20 protein-coding genes are annotated in these 24,531 nt (G+C 39.7%); 9 read left to right on the top strand and 11 right to left on the bottom strand.

Features of this window, described 5'->3' with window-relative positions; all coding sequences use genetic code 11:
- The first annotated feature begins 97 nt into the window (after positions 1-97).
- Positions 98-919, top strand: a complete 822-nt coding sequence (locus N5852_RS01075; RefSeq protein ID WP_182418093.1) for a TIGR00282 family metallophosphoesterase — start codon at positions 98-100, stop codon at positions 917-919.
- Between the two features lie 54 nt (positions 920-973).
- Here the strand turns inward: N5852_RS01075 and selD are convergent, their stop codons facing one another.
- Entirely contained in the window at positions 974-2,020 is a 1,047-nt protein-coding gene (gene selD / locus N5852_RS01070; protein WP_262098537.1) for a selenide, water dikinase SelD, read from the bottom strand.
- A 370-nt stretch (positions 2,021-2,390) separates the two neighbouring features.
- Here selD and typA point away from each other — a divergent pair, with 370 nt between their 5' ends.
- The 5 genes from typA (at position 2,391) to N5852_RS01045 (ending at position 7,143) form a co-directional block, all read left to right on the top strand.
- Positions 2,391-4,205 (top strand): translational GTPase TypA, encoded by a 1,815-nt coding sequence (gene typA / locus N5852_RS01065; protein WP_262098535.1) that lies wholly within the window; start codon positions 2,391-2,393, stop codon positions 4,203-4,205.
- Between the two features lie 261 nt (positions 4,206-4,466).
- Positions 4,467-5,003: an inorganic diphosphatase gene (ppa, locus tag N5852_RS01060; protein WP_262098534.1), complete on the top strand. Its 537-nt coding sequence runs from the start codon at positions 4,467-4,469 to the stop codon at positions 5,001-5,003.
- Between the two features lie 342 nt (positions 5,004-5,345).
- A complete protein-coding gene (locus N5852_RS01055) occupies positions 5,346-6,269 on the top strand; it encodes a hypothetical protein (protein WP_262098533.1) in 924 nt (307 codons plus the stop codon).
- A gap of 397 nt (positions 6,270-6,666) precedes the next feature.
- The gene (locus N5852_RS01050) at positions 6,667-6,870 is read left to right on the top strand and encodes a hypothetical protein (RefSeq protein ID WP_262098531.1); all 204 of its coding nucleotides are present in this window, start codon (positions 6,667-6,669) and stop codon (positions 6,868-6,870) included.
- A gap of 108 nt (positions 6,871-6,978) precedes the next feature.
- Positions 6,979-7,143, top strand: a complete 165-nt coding sequence (locus N5852_RS01045; RefSeq protein WP_262098530.1) for a hypothetical protein — start codon at positions 6,979-6,981, stop codon at positions 7,141-7,143.
- Positions 7,144-7,282: 139 nt separating this feature from the next.
- Here the strand turns inward: N5852_RS01045 and N5852_RS01040 are convergent, their stop codons facing one another.
- The 10 genes from N5852_RS01040 to hemE form a co-directional block, all read right to left on the bottom strand.
- Positions 7,283-8,164, bottom strand: a complete 882-nt coding sequence (locus tag N5852_RS01040; protein ID WP_262098529.1) for a ParB/RepB/Spo0J family partition protein — start codon at positions 8,162-8,164, stop codon at positions 7,283-7,285.
- A gap of 110 nt (positions 8,165-8,274) precedes the next feature.
- Positions 8,275-9,078, bottom strand: a complete 804-nt coding sequence (locus N5852_RS01035; protein ID WP_262098528.1) for a ParA family protein — start codon at positions 9,076-9,078, stop codon at positions 8,275-8,277.
- Position 9,079: 1 nt separating this feature from the next.
- The gene (rsmG, locus tag N5852_RS01030; RefSeq protein WP_262098526.1) at positions 9,080-9,724 is read right to left on the bottom strand and encodes a 16S rRNA (guanine(527)-N(7))-methyltransferase RsmG; all 645 of its coding nucleotides are present in this window, start codon (positions 9,722-9,724) and stop codon (positions 9,080-9,082) included.
- Positions 9,724-11,595, bottom strand: a complete 1,872-nt coding sequence (gene mnmG / locus N5852_RS01025) for a tRNA uridine-5-carboxymethylaminomethyl(34) synthesis enzyme MnmG (protein WP_262098525.1) — start codon at positions 11,593-11,595, stop codon at positions 9,724-9,726. The genes rsmG and mnmG overlap by 1 nt, the downstream gene beginning before the upstream one ends.
- A gap of 550 nt (positions 11,596-12,145) precedes the next feature.
- Positions 12,146-13,453: a tRNA uridine-5-carboxymethylaminomethyl(34) synthesis GTPase MnmE gene (gene mnmE, locus N5852_RS01020; RefSeq protein WP_262098524.1), complete on the bottom strand. Its 1,308-nt coding sequence runs from the start codon at positions 13,451-13,453 to the stop codon at positions 12,146-12,148.
- Between the two features lie 263 nt (positions 13,454-13,716).
- Positions 13,717-14,982: a transcription termination factor Rho gene (rho, locus tag N5852_RS01015; protein WP_182418116.1), complete on the bottom strand. Its 1,266-nt coding sequence runs from the start codon at positions 14,980-14,982 to the stop codon at positions 13,717-13,719.
- 254 nt (positions 14,983-15,236) lie between these two features.
- Complete coding sequence (locus tag N5852_RS01010; protein ID WP_262098522.1) at positions 15,237-15,785, bottom strand: YagU family protein; 549 nt, start codon at positions 15,783-15,785, stop codon at positions 15,237-15,239.
- Between the two features lie 636 nt (positions 15,786-16,421).
- The gene (polA, locus tag N5852_RS01005) at positions 16,422-19,391 is read right to left on the bottom strand and encodes a DNA polymerase I (RefSeq protein ID WP_262098521.1); all 2,970 of its coding nucleotides are present in this window, start codon (positions 19,389-19,391) and stop codon (positions 16,422-16,424) included.
- Between the two features lie 460 nt (positions 19,392-19,851).
- Positions 19,852-20,397: a protoporphyrinogen oxidase HemJ gene (gene hemJ / locus N5852_RS01000; protein ID WP_262098520.1), complete on the bottom strand. Its 546-nt coding sequence runs from the start codon at positions 20,395-20,397 to the stop codon at positions 19,852-19,854.
- A 224-nt stretch (positions 20,398-20,621) separates the two neighbouring features.
- Complete coding sequence (hemE, locus tag N5852_RS00995) at positions 20,622-21,647, bottom strand: uroporphyrinogen decarboxylase (protein WP_262098519.1); 1,026 nt, start codon at positions 21,645-21,647, stop codon at positions 20,622-20,624.
- A 407-nt stretch (positions 21,648-22,054) separates the two neighbouring features.
- Between hemE and N5852_RS00990 the strand changes: the two genes are divergently transcribed.
- From N5852_RS00990 to N5852_RS00980, 3 genes are all read left to right on the top strand, one after another.
- The gene (locus N5852_RS00990; RefSeq protein WP_262098518.1) at positions 22,055-22,870 is read left to right on the top strand and encodes a pyruvate, water dikinase regulatory protein; all 816 of its coding nucleotides are present in this window, start codon (positions 22,055-22,057) and stop codon (positions 22,868-22,870) included.
- Positions 22,871-22,984: 114 nt separating this feature from the next.
- On the top strand, positions 22,985-23,473 hold the full coding sequence (locus tag N5852_RS00985; RefSeq protein WP_262098516.1) for an RNA polymerase sigma factor: 489 nt from the start codon (positions 22,985-22,987) through the stop codon (positions 23,471-23,473).
- Positions 23,474-23,515: 42 nt separating this feature from the next.
- On the top strand, positions 23,516-24,487 hold the full coding sequence (locus N5852_RS00980) for a FecR family protein (RefSeq protein WP_262099793.1): 972 nt from the start codon (positions 23,516-23,518) through the stop codon (positions 24,485-24,487).
- Positions 24,488-24,531: the final 44 nt, after the last annotated feature.

Raw genomic sequence — 24,531 nt, 5'->3', positions numbered from 1 at the left:
TGTCGTGCTCTAACTTATTTATTTTGGCGCATTGTCCAAATGTAAGGTTGAAAAAAACTTTGCTGGAAATGCTATAATAACCTTTGAAAGCGTATCTATGCGATTTTTATTTCTGGGCGACATGGTGGGGCGGTGTGGTCGCACTGCTGTTTATGAGCGCCTTCCTGGTTTAATTTCTGATTATAAGCTTGATTTTGTTGTGGTAAATGGTGAAAATGCCGCTTCTGGTTTTGGCATTACCGAAAAAATTTATCTCGAAACACTTGAAGCGGGTGCCGATGTGGTCACAACCGGCAATCATGCTTTTGACCAAAAGGAAACCCTTGTTTATGCCAATCGCTCTGAGCGATTTTTGCGCCCAGCCAATTATCCGCGCGGTACAGCTGGCAAAGGTTCAGGCCTATTCATTGCCAAAAATGGCGCACGGGTATTGGTTTCCAATGTTATGGGCCGCGTTTTCATGCATCCAGAACTTGACGATCCTTTTAAATCAGCCGAGGAAATTGTTTCCGCTTGCCCGCTTGGTGAGCAGGCTGATGCAATTATTTTTGATTTCCATGCCGAAGTAACCAGCGAAAAGCAGTGCTTTGGTCATTTTCTTGATGGGCGTGCCAGCGTTGTTGTTGGTACTCATACCCATGTACCAACCGCTGATATGCAAATTTTAAATGGCGGCACTGCCTATATGTCGGATGCTGGCATGTGCGGCGATTATGACTCGTCGCTTGGCATGGATAAGGAAGAACCTTTAAACCGCTTTTTAACCAAATTGCCGCGTGGGCGCTATGAACCTGCTTCTGGCCCTGCAACAATTTGCGGATTAGCCGTTGAAATATCTGACCGCACTGGTTTAGCAGAAAAAATTGCTGCCGTGCGCATTGGCCCACGTTTGCAAGAATCCTTGCCCGATTTTTGGTAAATGCCAAAAATTTCACTCTTCATCGCCAATGAGGTGATGAAGAGTGGAACATATTTATAAAACAACGATCTGTGGCTTACCTTCTACCACTTCACCAATAATGCTAGCGCGTTCATAACCGCTCGACAGAGCCAATGCCATAACATCCTTGGCATTTTCTGGGGCTACTGCGATCAAAAGACCGCCAGAGGTTTGCGGGTCTGTAAGCAGCGCTTTTTGATGATCGCTCAAGGCTTTTTCAAAACGGATAGCATCGCCATAACTATCAAAATTACGCTTTGATGCTCCGGTAATATAACCTTCATTTGCAAGCTTTAACGCATCACTTAAAAAGGGTAGCCTATCAAAGTGCAAACGCAATTCAAAGTTAGAGCCTCGCGCCATTTCAAGGGCGTGACCAAGAATACCAAAGCCGGTCACATCGGTCATGGCATGAACGCTATCCATTTTGGCAAGTTCCATACCAATTGTGTTAAGTTTGGTCATGGATTGGACCATTTCATTATAATTGCTATCACTTAGCGCAGCTTTTTTAAAGGCAGCCGAATAAATACCAACCCCTAAGCCTTTTAACAAAAGCAATGTGTCACCAGCTCGTGCCGTATCATTACGGCGCAAGGTTTTAGGGGTTGCACTACCAATCACTGCAAGGCCATAAACCGGCTCAGGACAATCAATCGAATGACCGCCAGCAACCGCAATACCGGCCTCGGCTGCTATTTCCTGCCCGCCTTGCAAAATCTTTGCAATACTATGAGGAGATAATTTATCAATTGGCATACCAAGAATGGCAAGTGCCATTAATGGCCGCCCACCCATAGCATAAATATCCGATATTGCATTGGCACCAGCAATGCGTCCAAACATAATAGGATCATCAACCATTGGCATGAAAAAGTCAGTTGTCGCAATGATAAGATTATTGTCATCAAGCGCATAGACTGCCGCATCATCGCTTGCTTCATTGCCAACGACAAGACCATTAAACGGCCCAAATTTTGGTTGATTGACCAGCATTTTTTGCAAAACCGCCGGCGCCAATTTACAACCACAACCACCACCATGGGCTAGTTTTGTTAGGCTTAGTGCTTGATCGCTCATAGCTTGGCTCCTATTCAATACTAATTCATTGCTAGATTTTTTAATCAATCAACTTGACATTTTCATTTAGACATAAGCTTGTTTTTATCCTAATAAAAGGTCAAAGCTTTACTAAAAGTATGAAAAATGGCTTTAAAATATAGATTAACAACAAGTATTGAAAAAAATTGCTTTATTACAAGCATAAAATGATGTATGGAAACACCCAAGCCAATATAATTCTTTTCTGGGATGAATTCGTTTATGAACCTTAAGCGGCGCTCGCCCTCTTTCTTTTAAGAAAAAAAAGCTGTATTGCGCTTGTGTTCGAACGTTAACCGAATTAACGGTTATTTTCTCCAATCCCACGAACAAAAAGAAGAATTATCATATGAAATTGCGCAATATCGCGATTATCGCTCACGTGGACCATGGCAAAACGACACTGGTTGACGAGCTTCTAAAACAGTCCGGTGTATTCCGTGACAATCAGCGCACAACAGAGCGTATGATGGACTCTAACGACATTGAACGGGAGCGCGGCATTACCATTCTTGCCAAGGCAACTTCCGTTGTTTGGAAAGATACCCGTATTAACATCGTTGATACGCCAGGCCACGCCGATTTTGGCGGTGAAGTTGAGCGTATTTTGAACATGGTTGACGGCGCTATCGTTCTTGTTGATGCTGCTGAAGGCCCAATGCCACAAACCAAATTTGTGGTTGGTAAAGCCTTGAAAGTTGGCTTACGTCCTATTGTTGCTATTAATAAAATTGACCGTCCAGATGCGCGCGCTGAAGAAGTGATCAACGAAGTATTTGACCTTTTTGCAGCCCTTGACGCAACTGACGAGCAGCTTGACTTCCCTGTTCTTTACGGTTCAGGCCGTGATGGCTGGATGGCTGAAAGTCCAGAGGGTCCAAAAGATGAAGGTCTTGGTCCATTATTTGACCTTGTTCTACGCCATGTTCCTGAACCCAATACTGGTGAAGGCCCATTCCGCATGATCGGTACGCTTTTGGAAGCAGATCCTTTCTTGGGTCGTATTATCACAGGTCGTATCCATTCAGGCAGCATTAAGCCAAACCAAAACATCAAAGTTTTGTCACAGACTGGCGAACTTGTTGAAACTGGCCGTATTTCACGTATCCTTGCTTTCCGTGGTCTTGAGCGCCAACCAATTGAAGAAGGTGTTGCCGGCGATATCGTCGCAATTGCAGGTCTTCAAAAAGGTACCGTTGCAGATACGTTCTGTGATGCTGCTGTAACTGAGCCTTTAACCGCACAGCCAATTGATCCACCAACTGTTACAATGAGCTTTATCGTTAATGATAGTCCGCTTGCTGGTACTGAAGGTGATAAGGTAACAAGTCGTGTTATTCGTGACCGTTTGCTTAAAGAAGCAGAAGGCAACGTTGCGTTAAAGATTGAAGAATCCAATGATAAGGATTCTTTCTATGTTTCAGGACGCGGCGAATTGCAGCTTGCTGTTTTGATTGAAAACATGCGCCGTGAAGGTTTCGAGCTTAGCATTTCGCGTCCACGCGTTGTTATGCAAGAAGACGAAAATGGTAATGTTCTTGAACCAATCGAAGAAGTTGTTATCGACGTTGATGAAGAATATTCAGGCACGGTTGTGCAAAAAATGTCTGAACGCAAGGCCGAAATGGTTGAATTACGCCCATCGGGTGGTAATCGCGTTCGTATGGTATTTTATGCACCAACACGCGGGCTTATCGGCTATCAGTCAGAGCTTTTAACCGATACACGCGGTACTGCTATTATGAACCGTTTGTTCCATGATTATCAACCATTTAAGGGTGAAATTTCTGGTCGTAACAATGGCGTTCTTATCTCCAATGATAATGGTGAATCTGTTGCCTATGCGTTGTTCAACCTTGAAGATCGCGGTCCTATGGTTATTGATGCAGGCGTAAAAGTCTATCAAGGCATGATCATCGGTATCCACTCACGCGATAATGATTTGGAAGTTAATGTTCTTAAGGGCAAAAAACTTACCAATATTCGTGCAGCTGGTAAAGATGAAGCTGTTAAGCTTACACCGCCAATCCGCATGACGCTTGAACGCGCTTTGTCATGGATTCAGGATGATGAATTGGTTGAGGTAACACCAAAATCTATTCGCTTGCGCAAGCTTTATCTTGATCCAAATGAACGCAAGCGTTTTGGCAAAAAAAGCAGTTAAGTTATTTTATAAGATTTTTAAAAGCGGGATGTATTTTCCGCTTTTTCTATTTTTGACTGTTGCAAAAGGTCAAATTGGCTTGTTTAGCGATAAAGAAAAGCAAATAGCTTTAAAATAACGTATTTGTGCGCAGTTGTTAGCGATCTTAGCACTTGGCTTTAAAATATTTTCTTGCAAAAGCGTTTTTCTTGGTTCAAAACACATTTTATAAACAATATACGCCGTTCCGGTTATCCCTGATTAAAATGAAAGGGCAATGAGATGAAGATTGATGCTATCTCTATTGGTAAAAATCCTCCTGAAGATGTAAATGTTATCATCGAGGTGCCAGTTGGTGGCCAACCAATAAAATATGAAATGGACAAAGAGTCAGGTGCACTTTTTGTTGACCGTTTCCTTTATACGCCAATGACCTATCCAGGCAATTATGGTTTTGTACCACATACTTTGTCAGAAGATGGAGATCCAATTGATGTGCTTGTGTGCAATACACGGCCTTTAGTTCCCGGCTGTGTCATCAATGTTCGCCCAATTGGCGCTCTTATCATGGAAGATGATGGCGGCAAGGATGAAAAAATTATTGCTGTTCCAACTCCCAAAATGACCCAACGCTATGTTGATGTACATGATTATTCCGATCTGCCAGAAATCTTTTTGAAGCAGATTGAGCATTTCTTTGAGCATTATAAAGATCTTGAACCAGGTAAATGGGTAAAGATTGGTGGCTGGCGCGATGAAGATTTCGCCCGTGAACTGGTTGTTCAAGCCATTGAACGCGCAAAAGCTGCTGGCAAATAATTTTTAAGGCAATTTTAGTTTTATAAAACGGAGCGCCCACATGTGCTCCGTTTTTTTATGCACATTTGCAACTATTTTTGTTTTTTAAATAGGTTACCTTTGATTGGCGCCTATGTTTCAGTCAAATTGTATATTTACCAATATTTTTTATAAGAATTATAAGGTAAAGAAATAAAATCTTTACCTATAAAATATTTCAATTTAAAGATTTACTTCACTGTTCTAACACTGATACATATTTTAAAATTAATATATAATGACATCGGTGATTTATTATTTTAAAACTTTGTATAATAATTAAGATTATTATTAGCTATAATTAACTAATTAAAAGGGATAACTATGCAAAAGTCATTAAATAGTTTCAGTGTATTTTTAACAGCATTAATACTTATGCTTTTGATCATAATTTTTAATGATTTTTCGACATTGTTTTATTATTATTATAGAGGTGGCACTGATGGCCTTAGGGAAGTGATAGAAACCATAGGAGCCTTAGTAGTGGCGATAGCTTTTATTTCCGGCTCGGCTGCACTATCTTTCAAAAAATTTAAATTGGTTAAAATAACATACATCATCATCGGCTTTATTATTCAATTCGTTTTAATTTTAGTCATTGCCAAGTTAGGACTATTCCACGTTACAACTCTGTTAGACACTATGACTTTAGACATGGTTGAAACCCCAATGTCATTTTTTCTGAAATGTCAGCGTAATGTATTTATGGCGACGATTGCGGTGATAATTATTTTGAAATGGCTATTTGATAAGGATTTTAAAAAATTATTTATTATTGATAAAGAAAAAGCAGATTTTGTTTATTATGCAATATTTTTCTTTCTATTTATTATTGTCAATGCCTGTTTTAGCTTTGCAATCCAAATGCTAACGAACACAGCTTTTAATCAGATCCGTTATATGCGTATTCAGGATTTTTCAATTATCATTCTCATTGACACATTAAGTGATATGAGTGTTATATTTATCGGTTTGGCAGTTATCTTTATTCTAAATTATAAAAATCAATTGTCATATAAAAACTTTATTTATTTGGCTGCTTTGGTTAACTTGGTCATGACAATTTGGCAAGTTTTTCCATTTTCTGGTTATTACCAAAATGCGGTAATAAGTGCACTAGATATCTTATCAACCATCATTCACATGGCAGCTGTAACTTTTATTTATACGTCAATCCAACTATTTTGCCTTTGGATCGTGATTAATATTTTGGATAAATTTAATCCAAAGACTGGTCAATTGAATTAAAATTCAATGATGCTGTAACTAAAAACTTGGGCTATAACCAATGTGACATCAGGCTTAATTTAAATCACATTGGTTATCAGCAAATTTTTGATCATTATCGACCTAGTGATAAAAAGTCATTTAGGGCCGCAAAGACGTCATCAAATTGCTATTGACTATGATAAAACTGTAAACACCGCGATCAGATCGTCTGTTTCGTAATTATGGTGGGCCCGTCTATCATTTGGCGCAAAAAATAGAACGCGAACAACCAATAAACCAAAATGATCTGCCGGCGCTTCTACCCAATGGAATAAATCAACGTTATGGCAGTAACACTACATTGCTTTTTCATGCCTTGTCACAACATAACGTTTAAGTAATTGACTTACTTATCAGCAATAGCGGTGATTTTTCTATGGCTGAAATGGTATTTATTAGTGCTTTGGCCCCATTTGGCGGAAATTACACAGCTACAAATCATATATACAGAACCAAACTAATTGAAATTTACGTAAAACATGGTGGCGATGTTAATATTAGCCCATTAGTGATGATAGTTGCTCTTATGCAAGATTATGATGGTGTTCACAATTTAGTGGAAGCTGCTGCCAATATCTAGGCTCGCAATGATAGCGGCATAAATCTCCTTGGGCAGTTAGGTCTAACAATAACTGGTTGCGATGAATTCACTAAGCTCATTGACAAAGGATATTTAGACCATATTCAAATGAATGATATTGTCGACGCAATGGTTTATATCTCGGCATATAAACAGCGTGGTAAAGAAGAAGGTAAAAATAGACAAATATTAGCTATGGAGATATTGAAGCGCTATCCACAATATGAGGCGGACCAAAATACACAAGACATATTTGGTGGACCAATCCCTTGAGTGCGGATCAATAAACTATCCATACCATAAACTCAGCAATCGAATAAGTGGTCGTTTATAGCACGCAGGTTATTAAGTGGACATATGAAGCCCGACAGATCAGTTATCTGCCAGGCCTAAACTTTTAACTTATTAAATATTATGCTATTTGTGCGCCCAATCGTTGACAAAGATCATCGAGCTGCTCAAGCGTTTTATAAGAAATACGGATATCTCCACCTTTCTTATTATATTTAATATCAACCTTAAGACCAAGACAATCACCTATACGCCGCTCTAATGCCTTTGTGTCAGCATCTTTTTCAACCGGTATTTTAGCTGGCTTTTCTTCTTCTGGGCCTTTTGCTGCCAATGCCTCCGCTTGACGCACTGATAAGCCTTCAGCAATGATCTTTTGTGCAAGGCTCAATGGATCAGATGCAGTAATGAGGCAACGTGCATGCCCAGCTGAAAGTAACCCATCATTAACCATTTGTTGCACTTCAGGCGGCAATTTTAAAAGCCGCAAAGTATTGGCAACATGGCTGCGGCTTTTACCAATCACTTGGGCAAGGTCTGCTTGAGTATAATCATGTTCGTCAATCAGTTGCTGATAACCCAGAGCTTCTTCCACTGGATTAAGATCACTGCGCTGAACATTTTCAATAATAGCCAGCTCTAAAGCAGTGCGATCATCAACATCACGCACGATAACTGGCACTCTGACAAGGCCAGCACGCTGTGCAGCTCGCCAGCGCCGTTCACCGGCAATCAATTCAAAATAATCGCCGCCTAATGGACGAACAACCAGCGGCTGCACAATACCATGTTCACGAATAGATTGTGCAAGGTCATCCAACTCGGCTTCAAGAAATGTCCGGCGTGGATTACGGGGATTGCGCGATACCAATTCAATGGGCACTTGCTTTTCGGATGCTATTTGTGTGACCACTACTTCGGGCGAAACCTGCGGGGCTTCAATATCGCCAATTAGCGCAGCAAGCCCACGCCCTAATCTCTTTTTTGATTTATCTTCACTCATATCAATTCCGTTTTTCCGCAAGTTTAACTAAACTTCAAAAATAGTGCGCCAAGTAATTACGATAAATATAAAGGCAAAACATTTTCCACCTAAATAACCAATATTACCTTTTATGCATTTTCATAACGCAAACGCCGTTCCCGTTGAATAACTTCAGAAGCCAATTGCAAATAAGCTTGGCTACCCGCACATTTCAAATCATAAAGCAGTGCTGGCTTACCAAAACTAGGTGCCTCAGATACACGAACATTACGAGGAATGACAGTCCGATATACCTTTTCACCCATAAAGGAACGTACGTCTTCCACCACTTGATTAGCAAGATTATTACGCCCATCATACATGGTAAGGACAATACCTTGAATGGTAAGATGTGGATTGAGACTGGAGCGCACCTGCTTAATTGTTTCTAACAACTGGCTTAAACCTTCCAATGCCAAAAACTCGCATTGCAGTGGTACGAGGACAGAATCCGAAGCGCCCATGGCATTTAGAGTTAGTAGATTGAAAGATGGTGGACAATCAATCAAAATATAGGAAAACTTATGCTTAACCCTTGGATCATCACGTAAAGCTAAACGCAAGCGATGAGAGCGATCAGCGCGCGCGGCAATCTCCATTTCCACCCCTAGCAAATCGAGGGTCGATGGCACGATAGATAGGTTTGGAACATCGGTAGCAAGTGCTGCATCAACGACAGAAACACCTTCTATCACCACATCATAAGACGACAAGCGACGGTTATTGCGGTCAATACCAAGTCCAGTACTCGCATTGCCTTGTGGATCAATGTCCAATACTAAGACTTTTTCGCCGATAGCAGCCAAAGCAGTAGCAAGGTTAATCGCTGTGGTTGTTTTACCAACGCCACCCTTTTGGTTAGCTATTGCAATAATACGTACCTGATCACTCATGTTACGCTTCCTTTGTTAGCGGAAAAAGATTGGAGATTTTCAAAACAACTGAATCTTTATCGATTACACTTTGGAAAATCTCAACATCGAAAGACCATAAAAGCTGCGCTTCCAAGATCTCATCCTTATAATTTTTACCCTTTTGAAAAAGAGCATAAGTCCTAGGGTTACTAAGCCAGTTTTGACATAGTCCAAATAAATCAGTCAGCGAAGCAAGAGCGCGCGCCGAAATAATATCTGGTGATTGCTGACCTAGGCAACACTTTTCTACGCGATCATTATATACCTTGGCTGGCAGATCAAGCTGCGCAATTGCGCTATTTAAAAATGCGCATTTTTTACTATTGCTCTCGATAAGACAGATATAGCCCTGCCCTTGCTGTTTCATCAATATTGCAATAATGATACCCGGAAAACCACCGCCAGATCCAATATCAAACCAATGATGAGCGCCTAGACCATATTGATAAAGCTGAACACTATCTAGTATATGGCGCTGCCAAAGTTCACTAATTGCGTTATTGGCCACCAAATTAATCTTGGCTTGCCATTTTAGAATCAGTTCTTCAAAAGCCAATAAACTATCAAATGTTTCACGTGAAACATCTGGTAGAATTTCTTTCAATTGATCAAATTTATCAACCATTACGCTACATCCTTTTGGCTGCGGCGCTGCCTTTGAATATGGGTAATAATTAAAGATAAAGCGGCAGGTGTAATACCATCAATACGCTGCGCTTCTGCAATTGTACGTGGTGCACGAGCCGCGATCTTAATCTTCAACTCATTTGATAAGCCAGATATCGAATTGAGATCAAGATCCTCAGGAATATAAAGCTTTTCATCGCGACGCAATGCAGCCATGTCTTGCTCTTGGCGTTCCATATAAACAGCGTATTGCGCTTCTATCTCCATCAACTCAATTGTTTTAGCATCTACGCCATTAAGTTCTGGCCAAATATTGGTAAGACTAGCAATGGAAATATCATTATAAGACAACAGATCATAGGCTGTGCGCCGTTGCCCATCACGATTAATCTGTAAGCCATGTTGGGCGGCCTCATTGGGCGTGAGGTTAACTGACTTTAAAAGTGTTCGCAACCCATCCAACTTGGTTTGGCGATCCTGATAGGCTGCAATACGTTCCGCCCCGCAAAGACCTAAATCAATAGCAAATGGTGTCAAACGCTCATCGGCATTATCAGCACGCAAAGACAAGCGGAATTCAGCCCGCGATGTAAACATGCGGTAAGGCTCACTGACGCCGCGCGACACGAGATCATCAATCATCACGCCTATGTAGGAGTCGCTGCGCTGCATGATAATAGGCTCTTGCCCTGCAGCAAAACGCGCCGCATTTAACCCAGCTATTAAGCCTTGAGCCCCTGCTTCTTCATATCCCGTAGTACCATTGATTTGGCCTGCGAGATATAGACCAGTCACTGCTTTTAATTGTAATGACCGATGGAGTTGTCGGGGATCAACAAAATCATATTCAATTGCATAACCAGGTTGTAAAATGCGAACATTATGCAAACCATCAATCGAATGAATGAGCGCATCTTGTGCGTCTTCAGGAAGTGAAGTTGAAATACCATTAGGATAGACTGTATTATCATCTAAACCCTCAGGCTCCAAAAAGATTTGATGGCCATCACGGTCACCAAATTTTACAATTTTATCCTCAATAGATGGACAGTAACGCGGACCAATTCCCTCTATAGCACCGGAATACATTGCAGAGCGATGAATATTTTCACGGATAATAGCGTGGGTGCGTTCATTGGTGCGCGTAATAGCGCAATCAATTTGCGGCGTCTTAATGCTATCAGTAAGGCTGGAAAATGGCACCAAAACATCGTCTGGCGACTGCTTGTCCAATCTATCCCATTCGATTGTTTCACGGTCTAAACGGGCAGGTGTACCGGTCTTTAAGCGACTAAGGACAATACCGTGTTCATTCAAGCGCTCTGCCAACTTAACAGCTGGTGCTTCACCCATACGCCCAGCAGGCCAATTTTTATCACCAATATGGATTAACCCGCGCAAGAAAGTTCCCGTTGTTAACACCACTGATGGCGCGATAAGCTGTTGCCCATCAGCAAGCACTACACCTTTAACAACTCCGTCAATAATTGAAATATCAACTGCTTCCCCTGCTACCACTGTAAGATTTTCTTGTTGTGCAATAAGATCTTGCACGGCCAACCGATATAATTTCCGATCAGCTTGGGTGCGAGGGCCACGAACTGCTGGTCCCTTACGCCGATTTAAAAGACGGAATTGAATTCCACCACGATCCGCGGCACGCGCCATAATGCCATCTAGTGCGTCGATCTCACGAACCAAATGGCCTTTACCCAAACCACCAATGGCCGGATTACATGACATAACACCTATTGTTTCAAATGAAAATGTTACTAAAGCGGTTTTTGCACCAAGCCGTGCTGAGGCTGCTGCAGCTTCCGTACCAGCATGTCCTCCACCAATAACAATAACATCATAATTCATTGACATAATATTCACCTTGGCCAATTCATCGCGTGGCCTCGCGTCGGTCAAACTTTGCATTCTGCATAGCAAAAAAAGATAGAACAGTGGTTAAAGATAAACCAAATGGCATATCATAATGTACCAAAACGCCATTGATCTAATAAATATCTGATTTAGTCTTTACCGCATAATCTGGTGAATGCAAAGAAGCTTCTTTAGATTCGCGTTGAAATGCTGTCATTTACTGCAAAATAGCGGTGGAAATCTTTTTTGATGAAATCATTTGAGCAAATTTATCTGCTTTAAAAATTGTTTCACGTGAAACAAATAATGCTCAGCCTTCAAACATATTTAAATGTTTCACGTGAAACATCATAAAAATCAGTTTGGTTAATAAGGTATTAATGCAGCTATAAACCTAACCGCAGGCGGTGGCGGCAAAGCTATCGCGATGAGACGACTAAGGTCACGAAGGGAGAATGCCCATCATGGCTGATACCTATGGTCACTACAACAATCTGCGTAGCGAAGTAGACCTCGCTCCACCTATGAATAATGAGGCGATCTTTGACCTTTATTTGCCAATACAAAATTCGGAAAAGATAACATCCAAAAGATCTTCAACATCAACATCGCCAGTAATTCGCCCAATTGCATTCGCTGCTAAACGTAAATGCTCAGCGCGTAACTCTAGGTCAATATCACGTTTTTGTAGCGAATAATCTAGTTCTTGCATGCCACTAACCAAAAGGCTAATCTGCCTTTTTCGTGCCGGAACCAACTTACTTACATCGCCAGCCCGCGCACTACAAAAGGCTTCTAGCCTATCAATAAACTCTTGCCAATTCTCACCCGTTGCGGCTGAAATTTGTATTGGCCAGCGTGCTGCCTCCCCTGCTCCATAATCAAGCTTATTGCCTATATGCCAAATATTGGCCTCTGTCTTTGGCAATTCAATCGCTATTGGATTTTGCATATCTTCGAGCATAAGCACAAGATCAGCATTTAAAATATGTTCTTCAGCAATTTCAATACCAGCCCTTTCAATGTGATTATCGGTCTTACGCAAGCCAGCAGTGTCGGTAATCAAAACAGGCACACCAGAAATCACAAGGCGTACTTCTAAGGCATCTCTTGTTGTGCCAGCCTCATTAGTAACAATAGCAACCTTACGCCCAGCTAAGCGATTTATTAAACTTGATTTGCCGGCATTAGGAGCACCAGCAATAACAATACGTAAACCATCACGCATAATATTTGCGCGTTTACCATCCTCAATATGTTGTTCTATAGACTGCTTTAAAGCACTCACTCTTTGCCAGACTTCATCAGATACTGAACCTGGGACATCACTCTCATCAGCAAAATCAAGTTCTGCCTCGATCATAGCACGGCAAAATATCAATTCCTTTCGCCAATTGCGATAAAGCTCTGCCAAGGCACCACTTGCACCCATGAGTGCCAATTTGCGTTGGCTTTCAGTTTCTGCTTCAATAAGATCGGCTAAGCCTTCTGCTTCAGTTAGATCTAACTTACCTTCAGCAAAAGCACGGCGTGCAAACTCCCCTGCTTCTGCTTGTCGACAATTGGGGAACGCACCAAGCACATCCAATAGTTTTTGTACCACTGCACGTCCACCATGGATATGGAGTTCCGCACAATCTTCACCTGTGAAGCTTTGCGGCCCTTTAAAGAATACTACCAAACCATTATCAATAATATCACCACACCCATCTTTTAGTGTACGGTAATGCATCACGCGCGATTTTAATATGCCCTCACAAAGCGCTGATAAAACCGCTTTGGTTTCAGTACCCGAAATCCTAATCACCGCTACACCAGAAGGTAAGGCACCACTTGATAGCGCGAAAATCGTTTCCATATTAAACCTCAATACTGACTTATTGCACAAAACATATGTGTCGATGTTTATTCAAATTCATTCTGCTAGTTAAATTTATGCTCACATATTACAAGCATTTAATTTCAAATAGTAACCCTGCTTTATAAATCAAATTCTTAAATAGATTATACTCTAAAAAAATTATAGTTTAAAAAATTAATACAAGGCAAACCATATATGCAATAAAAATGCCGACCCAAAGGTCGGCATTTTAGAGTTTATTAATGAGATTAATTCTAAAATTACGTATTCATTGAATCAAAAAATTCGTCGTTATTTTTGGTTTGCTTCAACTTATCAATCAAAAATTCGATAGCATCGGTAGTGCCCATTGATGAAAGAATACGGCGCAGAACGAAGATTTTTTGAAGGTCTTGACGAGTTACAAGCAAGTCTTCCTTACGGGTACCAGATTTAAGAATATCCATTGCTGGGAAGATACGCTTATCAGCAACCTTACGATCAAGCACGATTTCTGAGTTACCAGTACCTTTAAATTCTTCAAAGATAACTTCATCCATGCGGCTACCAGTATCAATAAGTGCCGTTGCAATAATCGTGAGCGAGCCACCTTCTTCAATATTACGAGCTGCACCAAAAAAGCGCTTTGGCCTTTGTAAAGCATTTGCATCCACACCACCGGTCAAAACCTTACCTGATGAAGGAATAACCGTATTATAAGCGCGGCCAAGACGCGTAATCGAGTCTAGAAGAATAACCACATCACGGCCATGTTCAACCAAACGCTTGGCCTTTTCAATGACCATTTCAGCCACTTGAACGTGACGGGTTGCAGGTTCGTCAAAAGTTGAAGATACAACTTCCCCCTTAACCGAGCGCTGCATATCCGTCACTTCTTCTGGACGCTCATCAATCAACAGCACGATGAGATAGCATTCAGGATGGTTTTCGGTAATAGCATGGGCAATATTTTGTAGAAGAACGGTTTTACCAGTACGCGGAGGCGCAACGATAAGACCGCGCTGCCCCTTACCCAAGGGTGCAACAAGATCTATCACCCGTGGTGACATATCCTTTTGGGTTGGATTATCGGTTTCCATCCGTAAACGCTCATTTGGATAAAGCGGCGTTAAATTATCAAAATGGGTCTTGTGACGGATTTTATCAGGATCTTCAAAGTTAATAAGGTTGATTTTAAGAAGGGCAAAATAACGCTCACCTTCTTTAGGGCCACGAATTGGGCCTTCGACCGTATCACCTGTTTTTAAAGAAAAGCGACGAATTTGCGATGGTGAAAGATAAATATCGTCAGGGCCTGGCAAATAATTAGCATCAGCTGAACGCAAGAAACCAAATCCATCTTGCAATACTTCAACAACACCTTCACCAATAATTTCAACATCTTGTAAAGCCAATTTTTTCAAAATTGCAAACATCAATTCTTGTTTGCGCATAGCATTGGCGTTTTCAACCTCAAGCGTTTCGGCGAGTGCAAGCAACTCCACCGGTGTTTTGCTCTTCAGTTCTTGAAGCTTCATTTCTTGCATAAAAATCTCATATAATAATAATGGAAAAACTTGTCGCCAACATGTCGCTAGAAATAGCAGATTAAATGATGATGGAAGACAAAAAGGAGGGATGGCTACTATATAGGTGGAAAAGGCTAAAAAAGCAAGGAGAATTGTTAACACCTGCAAATATTAGCCGTCACAAAAAGTAACGCTATAAAATGTAAAATTGACAGTGAAGGCTTAAGACCTATAACAATCTCAAGCCTATAGCATTTTAAAAGTCTCAAATATTAGTGCCACCAACGCCCTGCAATTGGTCGTGAAAAATGAGCAAGTACGGCAATCATACAAATTTCAATAGAAACCGACCAATAAATATGGCCTAAAAATTCGCTCCAAAGCTCATACTGGTTCAAATTCCATAACCAACCAACACAACCATCGGCGTAAACAGGATTTCTAAAGCCAAGCAACGGAATAAAGAAACCATGCATGACAACAGTAATAATAATACCGTATAATGCGCCATACCATAAGCGTATTGTAGGCCAATAAATTGACCAAACAACATAAACAAAGGCAAAGGCAAAACTAAATAACCAATGATAAAGGGTTACTGCGCCAAGCACGCTATTACCTTGATAAATATAATTTAGCGAGTGCGAATTTACCCCAAGCCAACCAAGCCAAGCATCAATATGAGCCCCTGGGGGTGAAACTTCACCAGGCATGCGCGGTGGCATGTTAACCTCAGATCCCCATTTGACGAGCGAACTCATAAAACCGCCAATAAGGGTGGTCCATATGATAATTTTGTAATTGATCGTTTTTTCTGACAAGATAATTACCCCTACTTCAACATTTAACTATGCAAAGAGGAACCGATTTGTTTTTTTAAATGCATTTCACTGAATTAATCAGAGCATTTATGGGTTCATAGGGACTAGAAATGCCCAATTGGTAAAGATATCTCAATATTGAAAACTCAGTTATAGCCTGCGCCTAATACCAAATATTGTCAATCATCGCTGCTGTGACAAGTTAGCACAGCACCAATAATCGCGATGTTAAGGATCTAATCTCGGCTTTAAAATGAAATGCAAATATTTTAAATGAGCTTAGGGTCAAGACCTGTTAATTTAAAGAAACAAGCACAATAAACAGCAAAAGTATATATTTTTGATATAAAGGGGGAGAGCGAAAAGTGGGTGGTATACCCAGTTGAACTTTACGACGCTGTAGATTACAGCTGTTTTTGTGTCCTTTCAGGATATGGTAAATTTTCGCGATAACTTTGTTGAAGAGCCTTGAAAATATTCATATTTCCTGCAGCTCTTCGCCTTGTTCTCACAAAAATTTCCTCATACCATTTCGTTCAAATTAATAAGTCCTGACCCTAAAACTAAGTTTAATCAATTAGTAATTCTACCAATAAAAGTTAGAAGCAAAAGTGCTACAAAAACTTAACAATGAAATTAATGCGCTTCATCCCAATTTTTGGCAGTACGAGCATCAACCTGTAATGGCACAGAGAGATTAACCGCAGGCATAGCGGCATTTTCCATTATATCTTTAACGACTTTAATCGTCTTATCGCTTTCATCAATAGGCAATTCGAAAATCAATTCGTCATGAACTTGCAATAACATTTTTGCACTTAAGTTATTATTGAGCAATGCATCATCCATGCGGATCATCGCACGGCGGATAATATCAGCAGCAGCTCCTTGAATAGGCGCATTAATTGCAGCCCGCTCGTTAAATGCCCTAATTTGTGCCTTAGACGATTTAATTTCTGGAAAATGAGCACGGCGGCCAAAAATATCTTCGACATAACCGTGATTACGAGCAAATTCTTTAGTATCTTCCATATAATCACGAATACCTGGAAAGCGCTCAAAATAAGTTTTGATATATTGTGACGCTTCTTCACGGGAAATGCCAAGCTGATTTGCCAAGCCAAAAGCCGATATGCCGTAAATAATGCCAAAATTGATTGCTTTGGCGCGTCTTCTTGTTTCTGAAGGCATACCATCAATAGGCACACCAAACATTTCACTCGCTGTCATGGCATGGATATCCAAACCATTAGCGAAAGCTTTTTTCAATTGTGGAATATCAGCAACATGGGCAAGAACACGCAGTTCAATCTGGCTATAATCAGCAGAAAGCAAAACATTGCCTTCCCCTGCAATAAATGCAGTTCTAATTTGTCGACCTTCTTTAGTACGCACTGGAATATTTTGCAAATTAGGTTCTGATGACGATAACCGACCAGTTGAGGTTGCTGCCATTGCATAATTTGTGTGAACACGCCCTGTTTTTTTATTAATAAAATTGGGCAATGCGTCAGTATAGGTAGATTGCAATTTGCTTAATTGCCGCCATTCAACAATTTTGCTCGGTAATTCATGGCCCGATAAAGCCAATTCATCTAAAACTTGCACCGAAGTTGACCATTGACCGGTTTTTGTTTTAGCGCCGCCCGGCAAGCCCATTTTATCAAAAAGAATATCACCCAATTGTTTAGGCGAACCAATATTGAATTTTTCACCAGCAAGCTTATAGATTTCATCTTCAATTCCAGCAGCTTTTTGCGCAAATTCGCCAGAAAGCCGCGACAGAATTTGCCTATCTACCAATATGCCACGTTCTTCCATTTTGGCAAGAACAGTAACAAGCGGTTGCTCTAAACGCTGATACACACGGGCAAGAGCATTTGCATCAACTTGCGTTTTTAAAACTTGCCAAAGGCGCAATGTAATATCACTATCTTCGGCCGCATATTGGCTCGCCTTTTCAATATCAACTTCCGCAAAAGAAATAGAGCTTTTGCCACTACCAGTAACGTCTTTGTAGCTGATTGGTTTATGGCCGAGCCAACGCTCCGACAAAGCATCCATACCATGAGAAAAAGCACCAGAATCAAGTACATAAGATAATAGCATTGTGTCATCAAAAGCGGTAATATCAATGCCATGTTGATGCATAACCAGCCAGTCATATTTCATATTTTGCGCAATTTTTAAAACAGAGCTATCTTCAAGCACTGGTTTTAACAAAGCCAAAGCAATATTTTGGTCAAGCTGATTTTCAACCACTCCACTGCTTAAAAGATCTTTTTTGCCACTAATATGGTTTAACGGCACATAAGCCGATTTATTGGGTGCAAGCGCAATAGAAAAGCCAACAAGCTCTGCTACCATTGGATCAAGAGCTGTTGTCTCGGTATCAAAAGCCATAAAACCTTGATCTATCGCTTGATCTAACCATTGTTTCAAAATCGCTTCATCACGAATTGTCGTATAATCTTCATAAATGATTTTTGATGAGGCTGCTTCAAGGCGCTTTTCTTCAGCCAACTGCGCGAAACTAAAAATGGGATCGCCATTTGCATTTATTATTGTTTCAACTGGCGTTTTAGCAATTGGTTCACCAAAAAGATCGCCCTGCCCCGCATTTTTACCCTCTGTTTCATCAACATCCAAATCAGGGCCATGCGCTTTATTGCCCCATTCAATATCAAGCGTTGCAGGACTTATGGCGCTTGCATCACAATTAGTGGCTTCAGCAACACGGCGGGTTAGCGTATTAATCTCTAAGGCTTTTAAAAAAGCAATGAGTTTAGGACCATTTTCTGCCTCTAAAAACAAACCATCAAGGTCAATATCAAGCGGAACAGTATCGCATAACTTTACTAATTCTCGCGATAAACGCGCTTGATCAGCAAATTCAATAATATTTTCTCGACGTTTTTTTTGAGGAATTTCATCGGCTTTTGCCAATAAATTATCAAGATTGCCAAATTGTTCGATCAGTTGCGCCGCAGTCTTAGGCCCAATACCGGGAATACCGGGAACATTATCAGTTGAATCGCCCATCAGTGCCTGCAAATCAACCATTTTTTCGGGGCCAACACCCCATTTTTCAATAACCGCCGACACATCAATATGGCGATCTTTCATGCCATCATAAAGACCAACATGGTCATTAACCAGCTGCATCAAATCCTTATCTGAAGATACTATTGTAACTCGCGCACCTACGTCACTGGCTTGTTTTGCATAAGTTGCAATAATATCATCAGCTTCAAAACCTTCCTTTTCAATGCAAGGTAAATTAAATGCCTGCGTTGCTTGTCTAATTAACCCAAATTGTGGAATAAGCTCTTCAGGTGGCGCTGAACGATTAGCTTTATATTCTGGATAAATTTCCTTGCGAAAAGTAGCCGATGAATAATCAAAAATTACGGCAAAATGCGTTGGTGCATCGCCAACCGATGTTTCACGTGAGTCACGCACTAATTTCCATAGCATATTGCAAAAACCAGCAACTGCACCGACTGGCAAACCATCACTTTTACGCGTCAAAGGCGGCAGCGCATGAAATGCGCGAAATATATATCCCGACCCATCAACGAGAAAAAGATGGCTATTTTTATCCATTATGATATCCGAAAACAGTAATTACAACGCGCATTTTTAAAGCTATAACGCTTTCATAGCTTAAAAACTGCCATAAAAAAACCGATTCGCTTGAGCTATTTTTAAAATAACTTTTAACCCATTGATTTTAAATATTTTTTTATTTTTTTAAAAAATTCTTAAAACTTTTCAACCCAGAAATCCCAGCGAACCTACTCACTAAAATGTTACGAATTATTAATTTAAATGCCTTTGAAATGCCACTTTTGAATTATTAAATAATACCTATCAACCAATCAAGTTGGTATCTGGAATCTTAAGATTATTTCTTTATTTCCAGATATAGTAGAAACCGATCCCCTCTCCGGAAATCTACTATTAAAGTGCACAGATAGACCGTTGTGGTTCCCCTCACCACGACGGTCTTATTGTTTTTAAAACTATACTTTTGTAATATTAATATATAAATTTCAAAACAAAATTATAAAGTATAACGTAGTACAACTACTGAAATAACGATAATAATCATTAAAATTGTTGGAACTTCATTTAAAATTCGCCAGGTTTTTTCAGACTTAATATTCTTATCCTGGCCAAAAAGCCGGACACCACGCGATAAAACGCCGTGAAATGCCGAAAGCAAAATAACCGCCGTAAATTTCAAATGGAACCAACCATCATGAAATGCACCAATGGTTAGAGCAAGCCAAAGTCCAGTAATCCAAGTAACAATCATCGCTGGATTGATGATATAGCGCAAAAGGCGCTTTTCCATGCCTTTAAAAACTTCAGATGTTTCAGAACCAATTTTTACGCGGCAATGATTGACAAATAGACGCGGCAAATAGAGCATTCCTGCCATCCAACTAATAACTGCGATAATGTGGACAGCCTTAAACCAGAGCTGAGCGGTTGGGCTTTCAATTTTTAGCAAAAGAAATAAACCAATAATAACAATAAGTAATGAAACAATTGCTCTTATCCAAATAGTTGTTTTGCTCATCGAGCCTGATTTTTCATTTTGCATTTTTTAGCCTAATTTTGAAATACACATAGCTTTATTGATTTATAAATTCTAAAAAATTGCTGAAAACGCAAAGGAATCTAGAATAATTCTTGAGATTATAGCGAAGAAATTAGAAAATATGCAAAAATAATTCGTGACAATTCGCCACAACAAAAAAGCCAAGGAAAAATCCTCGGCTTTTTTAAAAATACTATTTAAAATCAGTATCTTAATATATTTTAATTTTACGACTTAAAATTGCGAATGCGGGCAATCATTTGTTCAACATGGACAATTGGCGTATTGGGTGTAATGCCATGGCCAAGATTGAAAACCAATGGACCTTTGCCAAGGGTTTTTAAAATTGCATCAACGCCATCATCAAGGGCTTTGCCACCACAAACAAGACGAAGTGGATCAAGATTACCTTGCACAGCGGTTGTCTTTTGCAATTTTTTAGCAAAAGACAAAGGTACACTCCAATCAAGCCCTAGGGCCGAAACCCCAGTTTTTTCTGCAAAATTTTCATAAAGTGCGCCTGCGCCACGCGGAAAACCAATGATTGGCACTTCCGGATAAACGGCTCTAATTTTTTCAACCATCGATAAAATCGGTTTTACGCACCATGCTTCAAAAGATTGCTCGTCCAAAATTCCAGCCCAAGAGTCAAAAATTTGCACCACATCAGCACCAGCAGCAATTTGATTAATCAAATATTGGGCAGAAACATCGGCAAGGATCATCAATAATTCTTGCATTTCTTGCGGATTTTGATAGCCAAATTGCCGTGCAGGTGCTTGATCTGGCGTACCATGTCCCGCAATCATATAGGTTGCAACGGTAAAAGGAGCTCCGCAAAAACCAATAAGCGCAGTTTGATCGTTGAGTTTTTGTTTAACAAGCCTAATCGTTTCAAAAGAAGGTGCTAAACGTGCCTGCGCTTCATTTTTTTCAAGAGCCTTAATGCCATTAAGATCAATTGGTTCAAGAATAGGACCACGTCCTTCCTCAAATCTTAAATTTCTACCAAGAGCATGGGGAACAACTAAAATATCTGAAAAAAGAATAGCTGCATCAAATTGAAAACGTTCAATTGGTTGTAAAGTTACTTCTGCAGCAAGTTCTGGTTGGTAACACAAATCTAGAAATGAACCTGCTTTTTTTCTTAATTCTCTATATTCAGGAAGATAACGTCCTGCCTGACGCATCATCCATAAAGGTGGTACGCTGAATGTTTCACCTTTGAGTACGCTTACCAATTTTTTTGTCATCAGGTTTTTTCCGTTTTTATTTTTTAAATAAAGAATCTTTCTTAAAAGAGGATTCTTATTATTATAGTCTGTGAGTAATGTGGATTATCAAAAACCAGTCATTTTTGCACAGTTTGAACTTTTAATAGGGCTATATGTACAAAATAATCCATGCCTGTGTATATAGCTAAAAAAAAATGAAAAAAAGCTTATGAATCCAAAATATTGAGCGTAGCAGCCTTTATGTGGAAATCTTGTGTCATTTTTTTGAAAATAGCACTATTATCCACGTAAAATTTGTGGAGTGGAAAAGCTTTCAAACAGGCAATGCTATTGTGGATTAAACTGTTGGTTATCCCCAGCACAATAAGGAGTCCACCATAGTCATCCTCGACTCTAACATTTATCAACAGCAGGGGCATTTTTCTGTGGCTAAATCAATTTCTTACTTTCATCTTCATATGATTTCAGACGCAACAGGGGAAACTTTATTGTCTGCTGGGCGCGCAGTTTCTGCCCAATATTCCAGCCACAGGGCGATAGAGCATATTTATCCACTCATTCGTAGCGAGTCGCAGCTGCGTGATGTGATGGGTGAAATTGATGCAGAACCTGGAATTGTGCTTTATACGGTTGTCGATGAAACGATTGCCGATGAGATTAATAAAGCCTGTCAAAAATTGGGTGTACCTTGTGCATCTGTTTTGGAACCAGTTATTTCAACCTTCCAATCCTATTTGGGGCAGGTAAAAATGCGCCGCGCTAGTGCGCAACATGTGTTGAATGCCGATTATTTTCGCCGAATTGATGCACTAAATTTCACAATGGAGCATGATGATGGTCAAATGCTTGAAAACATTGATGAAGCAGACATTATTCTTGTTGGAATTTCACGCACGTCAAAAACACCTACCAGTATTTATCTTGCTAATCGTGGCATTAAAACCGCCAATGTTCCCTTGGTTCCGCAATTTGAAGTGCCAATACAATTATTAAAGGCCAAAAATCCTTTGATTGTTGGTTTAGTGGCATCGGTTGATCGGGTGGCAACAGTGCGCAGCGCCAGAGATCTTGATGGCGGTATTAATACCCAAGCCTATATTGATCGGATTGAAATTGCTGAAGAATTAAATTATGCGCGGCGTATTTGTAACCGGCAAAACTGGCCGCTTATTGATGTTACGCGTCGCTCTATTGAAGAAACGGCCGCAGCTATTATGGCTTTAAGGCCACGTTATCGTTAATTATTTGAAAATAAATAATAAAATAAAATTTTTTAAGCCTGCATGATTTACTTATTGCAAGTATAAAAATACTATACTAAAAAAATCATCTTTTAAAAAAGAGATTATTTTTTTATGAGTATGGTTTTTGAACATATTTTTATTAGGGAGCGTTCGCGGTTAAAGCGTTTTGCTGCAAAAATATTGGGCAACCCGCAAGACGCTGAAGATGTTGTTCAAGATACTTATGTCAAATTATCTCATCGTGACTTATCTGAAAATGATAAAGGCTTGGTTTTTGCAACGATTAAAACCCTTGCTATAGATCAAATTCGTAAACAAAAAAGACAAATACAAAATATTCACGATAGTTTAGCCACTGAAGAACAATGCGAAACAATAAATCCTGAAATAATTACTTCGTCAAAAAACAACTTAAACATATTTTTAAATGCTATTGAAAATATGCCAAAACGACGGGGGCAAATATTGCTTCTATCAAGGGTTGACGGTCTATCTTATAAAAAAATTGCAAAAATGCTTGATATTTCAGAAAGTACGGTTGAAAAAGAAATGGCCGCAGCTATTGCATTTTGTCATAAATGGAAGCAATCGCATGACTAAATATTTGTATTTTTATCAAATGAAGTAACTATATTGGCCAATATGCAAAATACCGACCAAGAACAGCGATTAACTGACACAGAAATTGAACAAGCATCAGCTTGGTTTGCGCGCATGCAAGCGAAAAATATTGATAAAAATACAAAAAAGGCTTTTAATGCTTGGCTTAATCAAAATAAAAATAATCAGATTGCTTATGATAAAACTTTAGCACTTTGGGAAGATTTAGCGCTGCCTGCTACAGTTTTAGCTAAAACTGGTGCGTATAAACCGATTAAAAAAGCCCCAGCTAAATTTTTTTTCAAATGGAGCGCTATTTCCGCTAGTCTATGTTGTCTATTCGCTGCACTTGTTTTATGGTTTGATAATGGTTTGATTGAGCGTCATTTTGCCCAATATTCCGCGGCAATTGGAAAATTTCAAAATATTGAACTTGCTGATGGATCACATCTTTATTTAGATAGTGACAGTGCAATCAATACCAATTTTTCGCATGAAACTCGTCAAATTGAACTCATTCGTGGCAGAGTTTGGTTTGATGTTGCAAGAGATGAAAATAGACCATTTATTGTTAAAACTGCTGACGCACAAATTGAAGTTCTCGGCACAGTATTTACTGCAGAAAAAATTTCCAATGATGTTGAAGTTATTGTTGAGCGCGGTAAGGTATTGGTTAAAAACAATAATAATGACCAATTGGTGTTAGAAAAAAATGATGCCGCGCATATTTCCAATAAAAATATTCAACGAATGGAAAATATAGATCCTGATATCGCGCTTTCTTGGCGTAAAGGTATGATTATCGTAAATCAAAAACCTTTACGGGATGTGGTTAATCAAATTTCGCGTTATTCTAAAGCCAAGGTCATATTTGCCGATCAATCCTTGGGTGATTTACCCGTTACTGGCATATTCTTAACCAATGATAATCAGACAATTTTTAACAGTTTTGAGACCGTTATGGGATTAAAAATCTATAAGGTTTCAGATCTATTGTTATTTATTTCAAAATAATTTTACGGCTTTTTGTCTCTCAAATCGTTACTTAATTGAATGAC

It is taken from the genome of Bartonella sp. HY328 (genome assembly GCF_025449335.1).
Lineage (GTDB): Bacteria > Pseudomonadota > Alphaproteobacteria > Rhizobiales > Rhizobiaceae > HY038.
The sequence above is the reverse complement of the archived record's forward strand: the minus strand, read 5'-3'. Positions and strand labels throughout refer to the sequence as shown.

Bases quoted from the DNA above. Each gene is read 5' to 3' on its own strand.
- N5852_RS01075 (WP_182418093.1), top strand. From the start codon at position 98: ATGCGATTTTTATTTCTGGGCGACATGGTGGGGCGGTGTGGTCGCACT.
- selD (WP_262098537.1), bottom strand. From the start codon at position 2,020: ATGAGCGATCAAGCACTAAGCCTAACAAAACTAGCCCATGGTGGTGGT.
- typA (WP_262098535.1), top strand. From the start codon at position 2,391: ATGAAATTGCGCAATATCGCGATTATCGCTCACGTGGACCATGGCAAA.
- ppa (WP_262098534.1), top strand. From the start codon at position 4,467: ATGAAGATTGATGCTATCTCTATTGGTAAAAATCCTCCTGAAGATGTA.
- N5852_RS01055 (WP_262098533.1), top strand. From the start codon at position 5,346: ATGCAAAAGTCATTAAATAGTTTCAGTGTATTTTTAACAGCATTAATA.
- N5852_RS01050 (WP_262098531.1), top strand. From the start codon at position 6,667: ATGGCTGAAATGGTATTTATTAGTGCTTTGGCCCCATTTGGCGGAAAT.
- N5852_RS01045 (WP_262098530.1), top strand. From the start codon at position 6,979: ATGAATGATATTGTCGACGCAATGGTTTATATCTCGGCATATAAACAG.
- N5852_RS01040 (WP_262098529.1), bottom strand. From the start codon at position 8,164: ATGAGTGAAGATAAATCAAAAAAGAGATTAGGGCGTGGGCTTGCTGCG.
- N5852_RS01035 (WP_262098528.1), bottom strand. From the start codon at position 9,078: ATGAGTGATCAGGTACGTATTATTGCAATAGCTAACCAAAAGGGTGGC.
- rsmG (WP_262098526.1), bottom strand. From the start codon at position 9,724: ATGGTTGATAAATTTGATCAATTGAAAGAAATTCTACCAGATGTTTCA.
- mnmG (WP_262098525.1), bottom strand. From the start codon at position 11,595: ATGTCAATGAATTATGATGTTATTGTTATTGGTGGAGGACATGCTGGT.
- mnmE (WP_262098524.1), bottom strand. From the start codon at position 13,453: ATGGAAACGATTTTCGCGCTATCAAGTGGTGCCTTACCTTCTGGTGTA.
- rho (WP_182418116.1), bottom strand. From the start codon at position 14,982: ATGCAAGAAATGAAGCTTCAAGAACTGAAGAGCAAAACACCGGTGGAG.
- polA (WP_262098521.1), bottom strand. From the start codon at position 19,391: ATGGATAAAAATAGCCATCTTTTTCTCGTTGATGGGTCGGGATATATA.
- hemJ (WP_262098520.1), bottom strand. From the start codon at position 20,397: ATGCAAAATGAAAAATCAGGCTCGATGAGCAAAACAACTATTTGGATA.
- hemE (WP_262098519.1), bottom strand. From the start codon at position 21,647: ATGACAAAAAAATTGGTAAGCGTACTCAAAGGTGAAACATTCAGCGTA.
- N5852_RS00985 (WP_262098516.1), top strand. From the start codon at position 22,985: ATGAGTATGGTTTTTGAACATATTTTTATTAGGGAGCGTTCGCGGTTA.
- N5852_RS00980 (WP_262099793.1), top strand. From the start codon at position 23,516: ATGCAAAATACCGACCAAGAACAGCGATTAACTGACACAGAAATTGAA.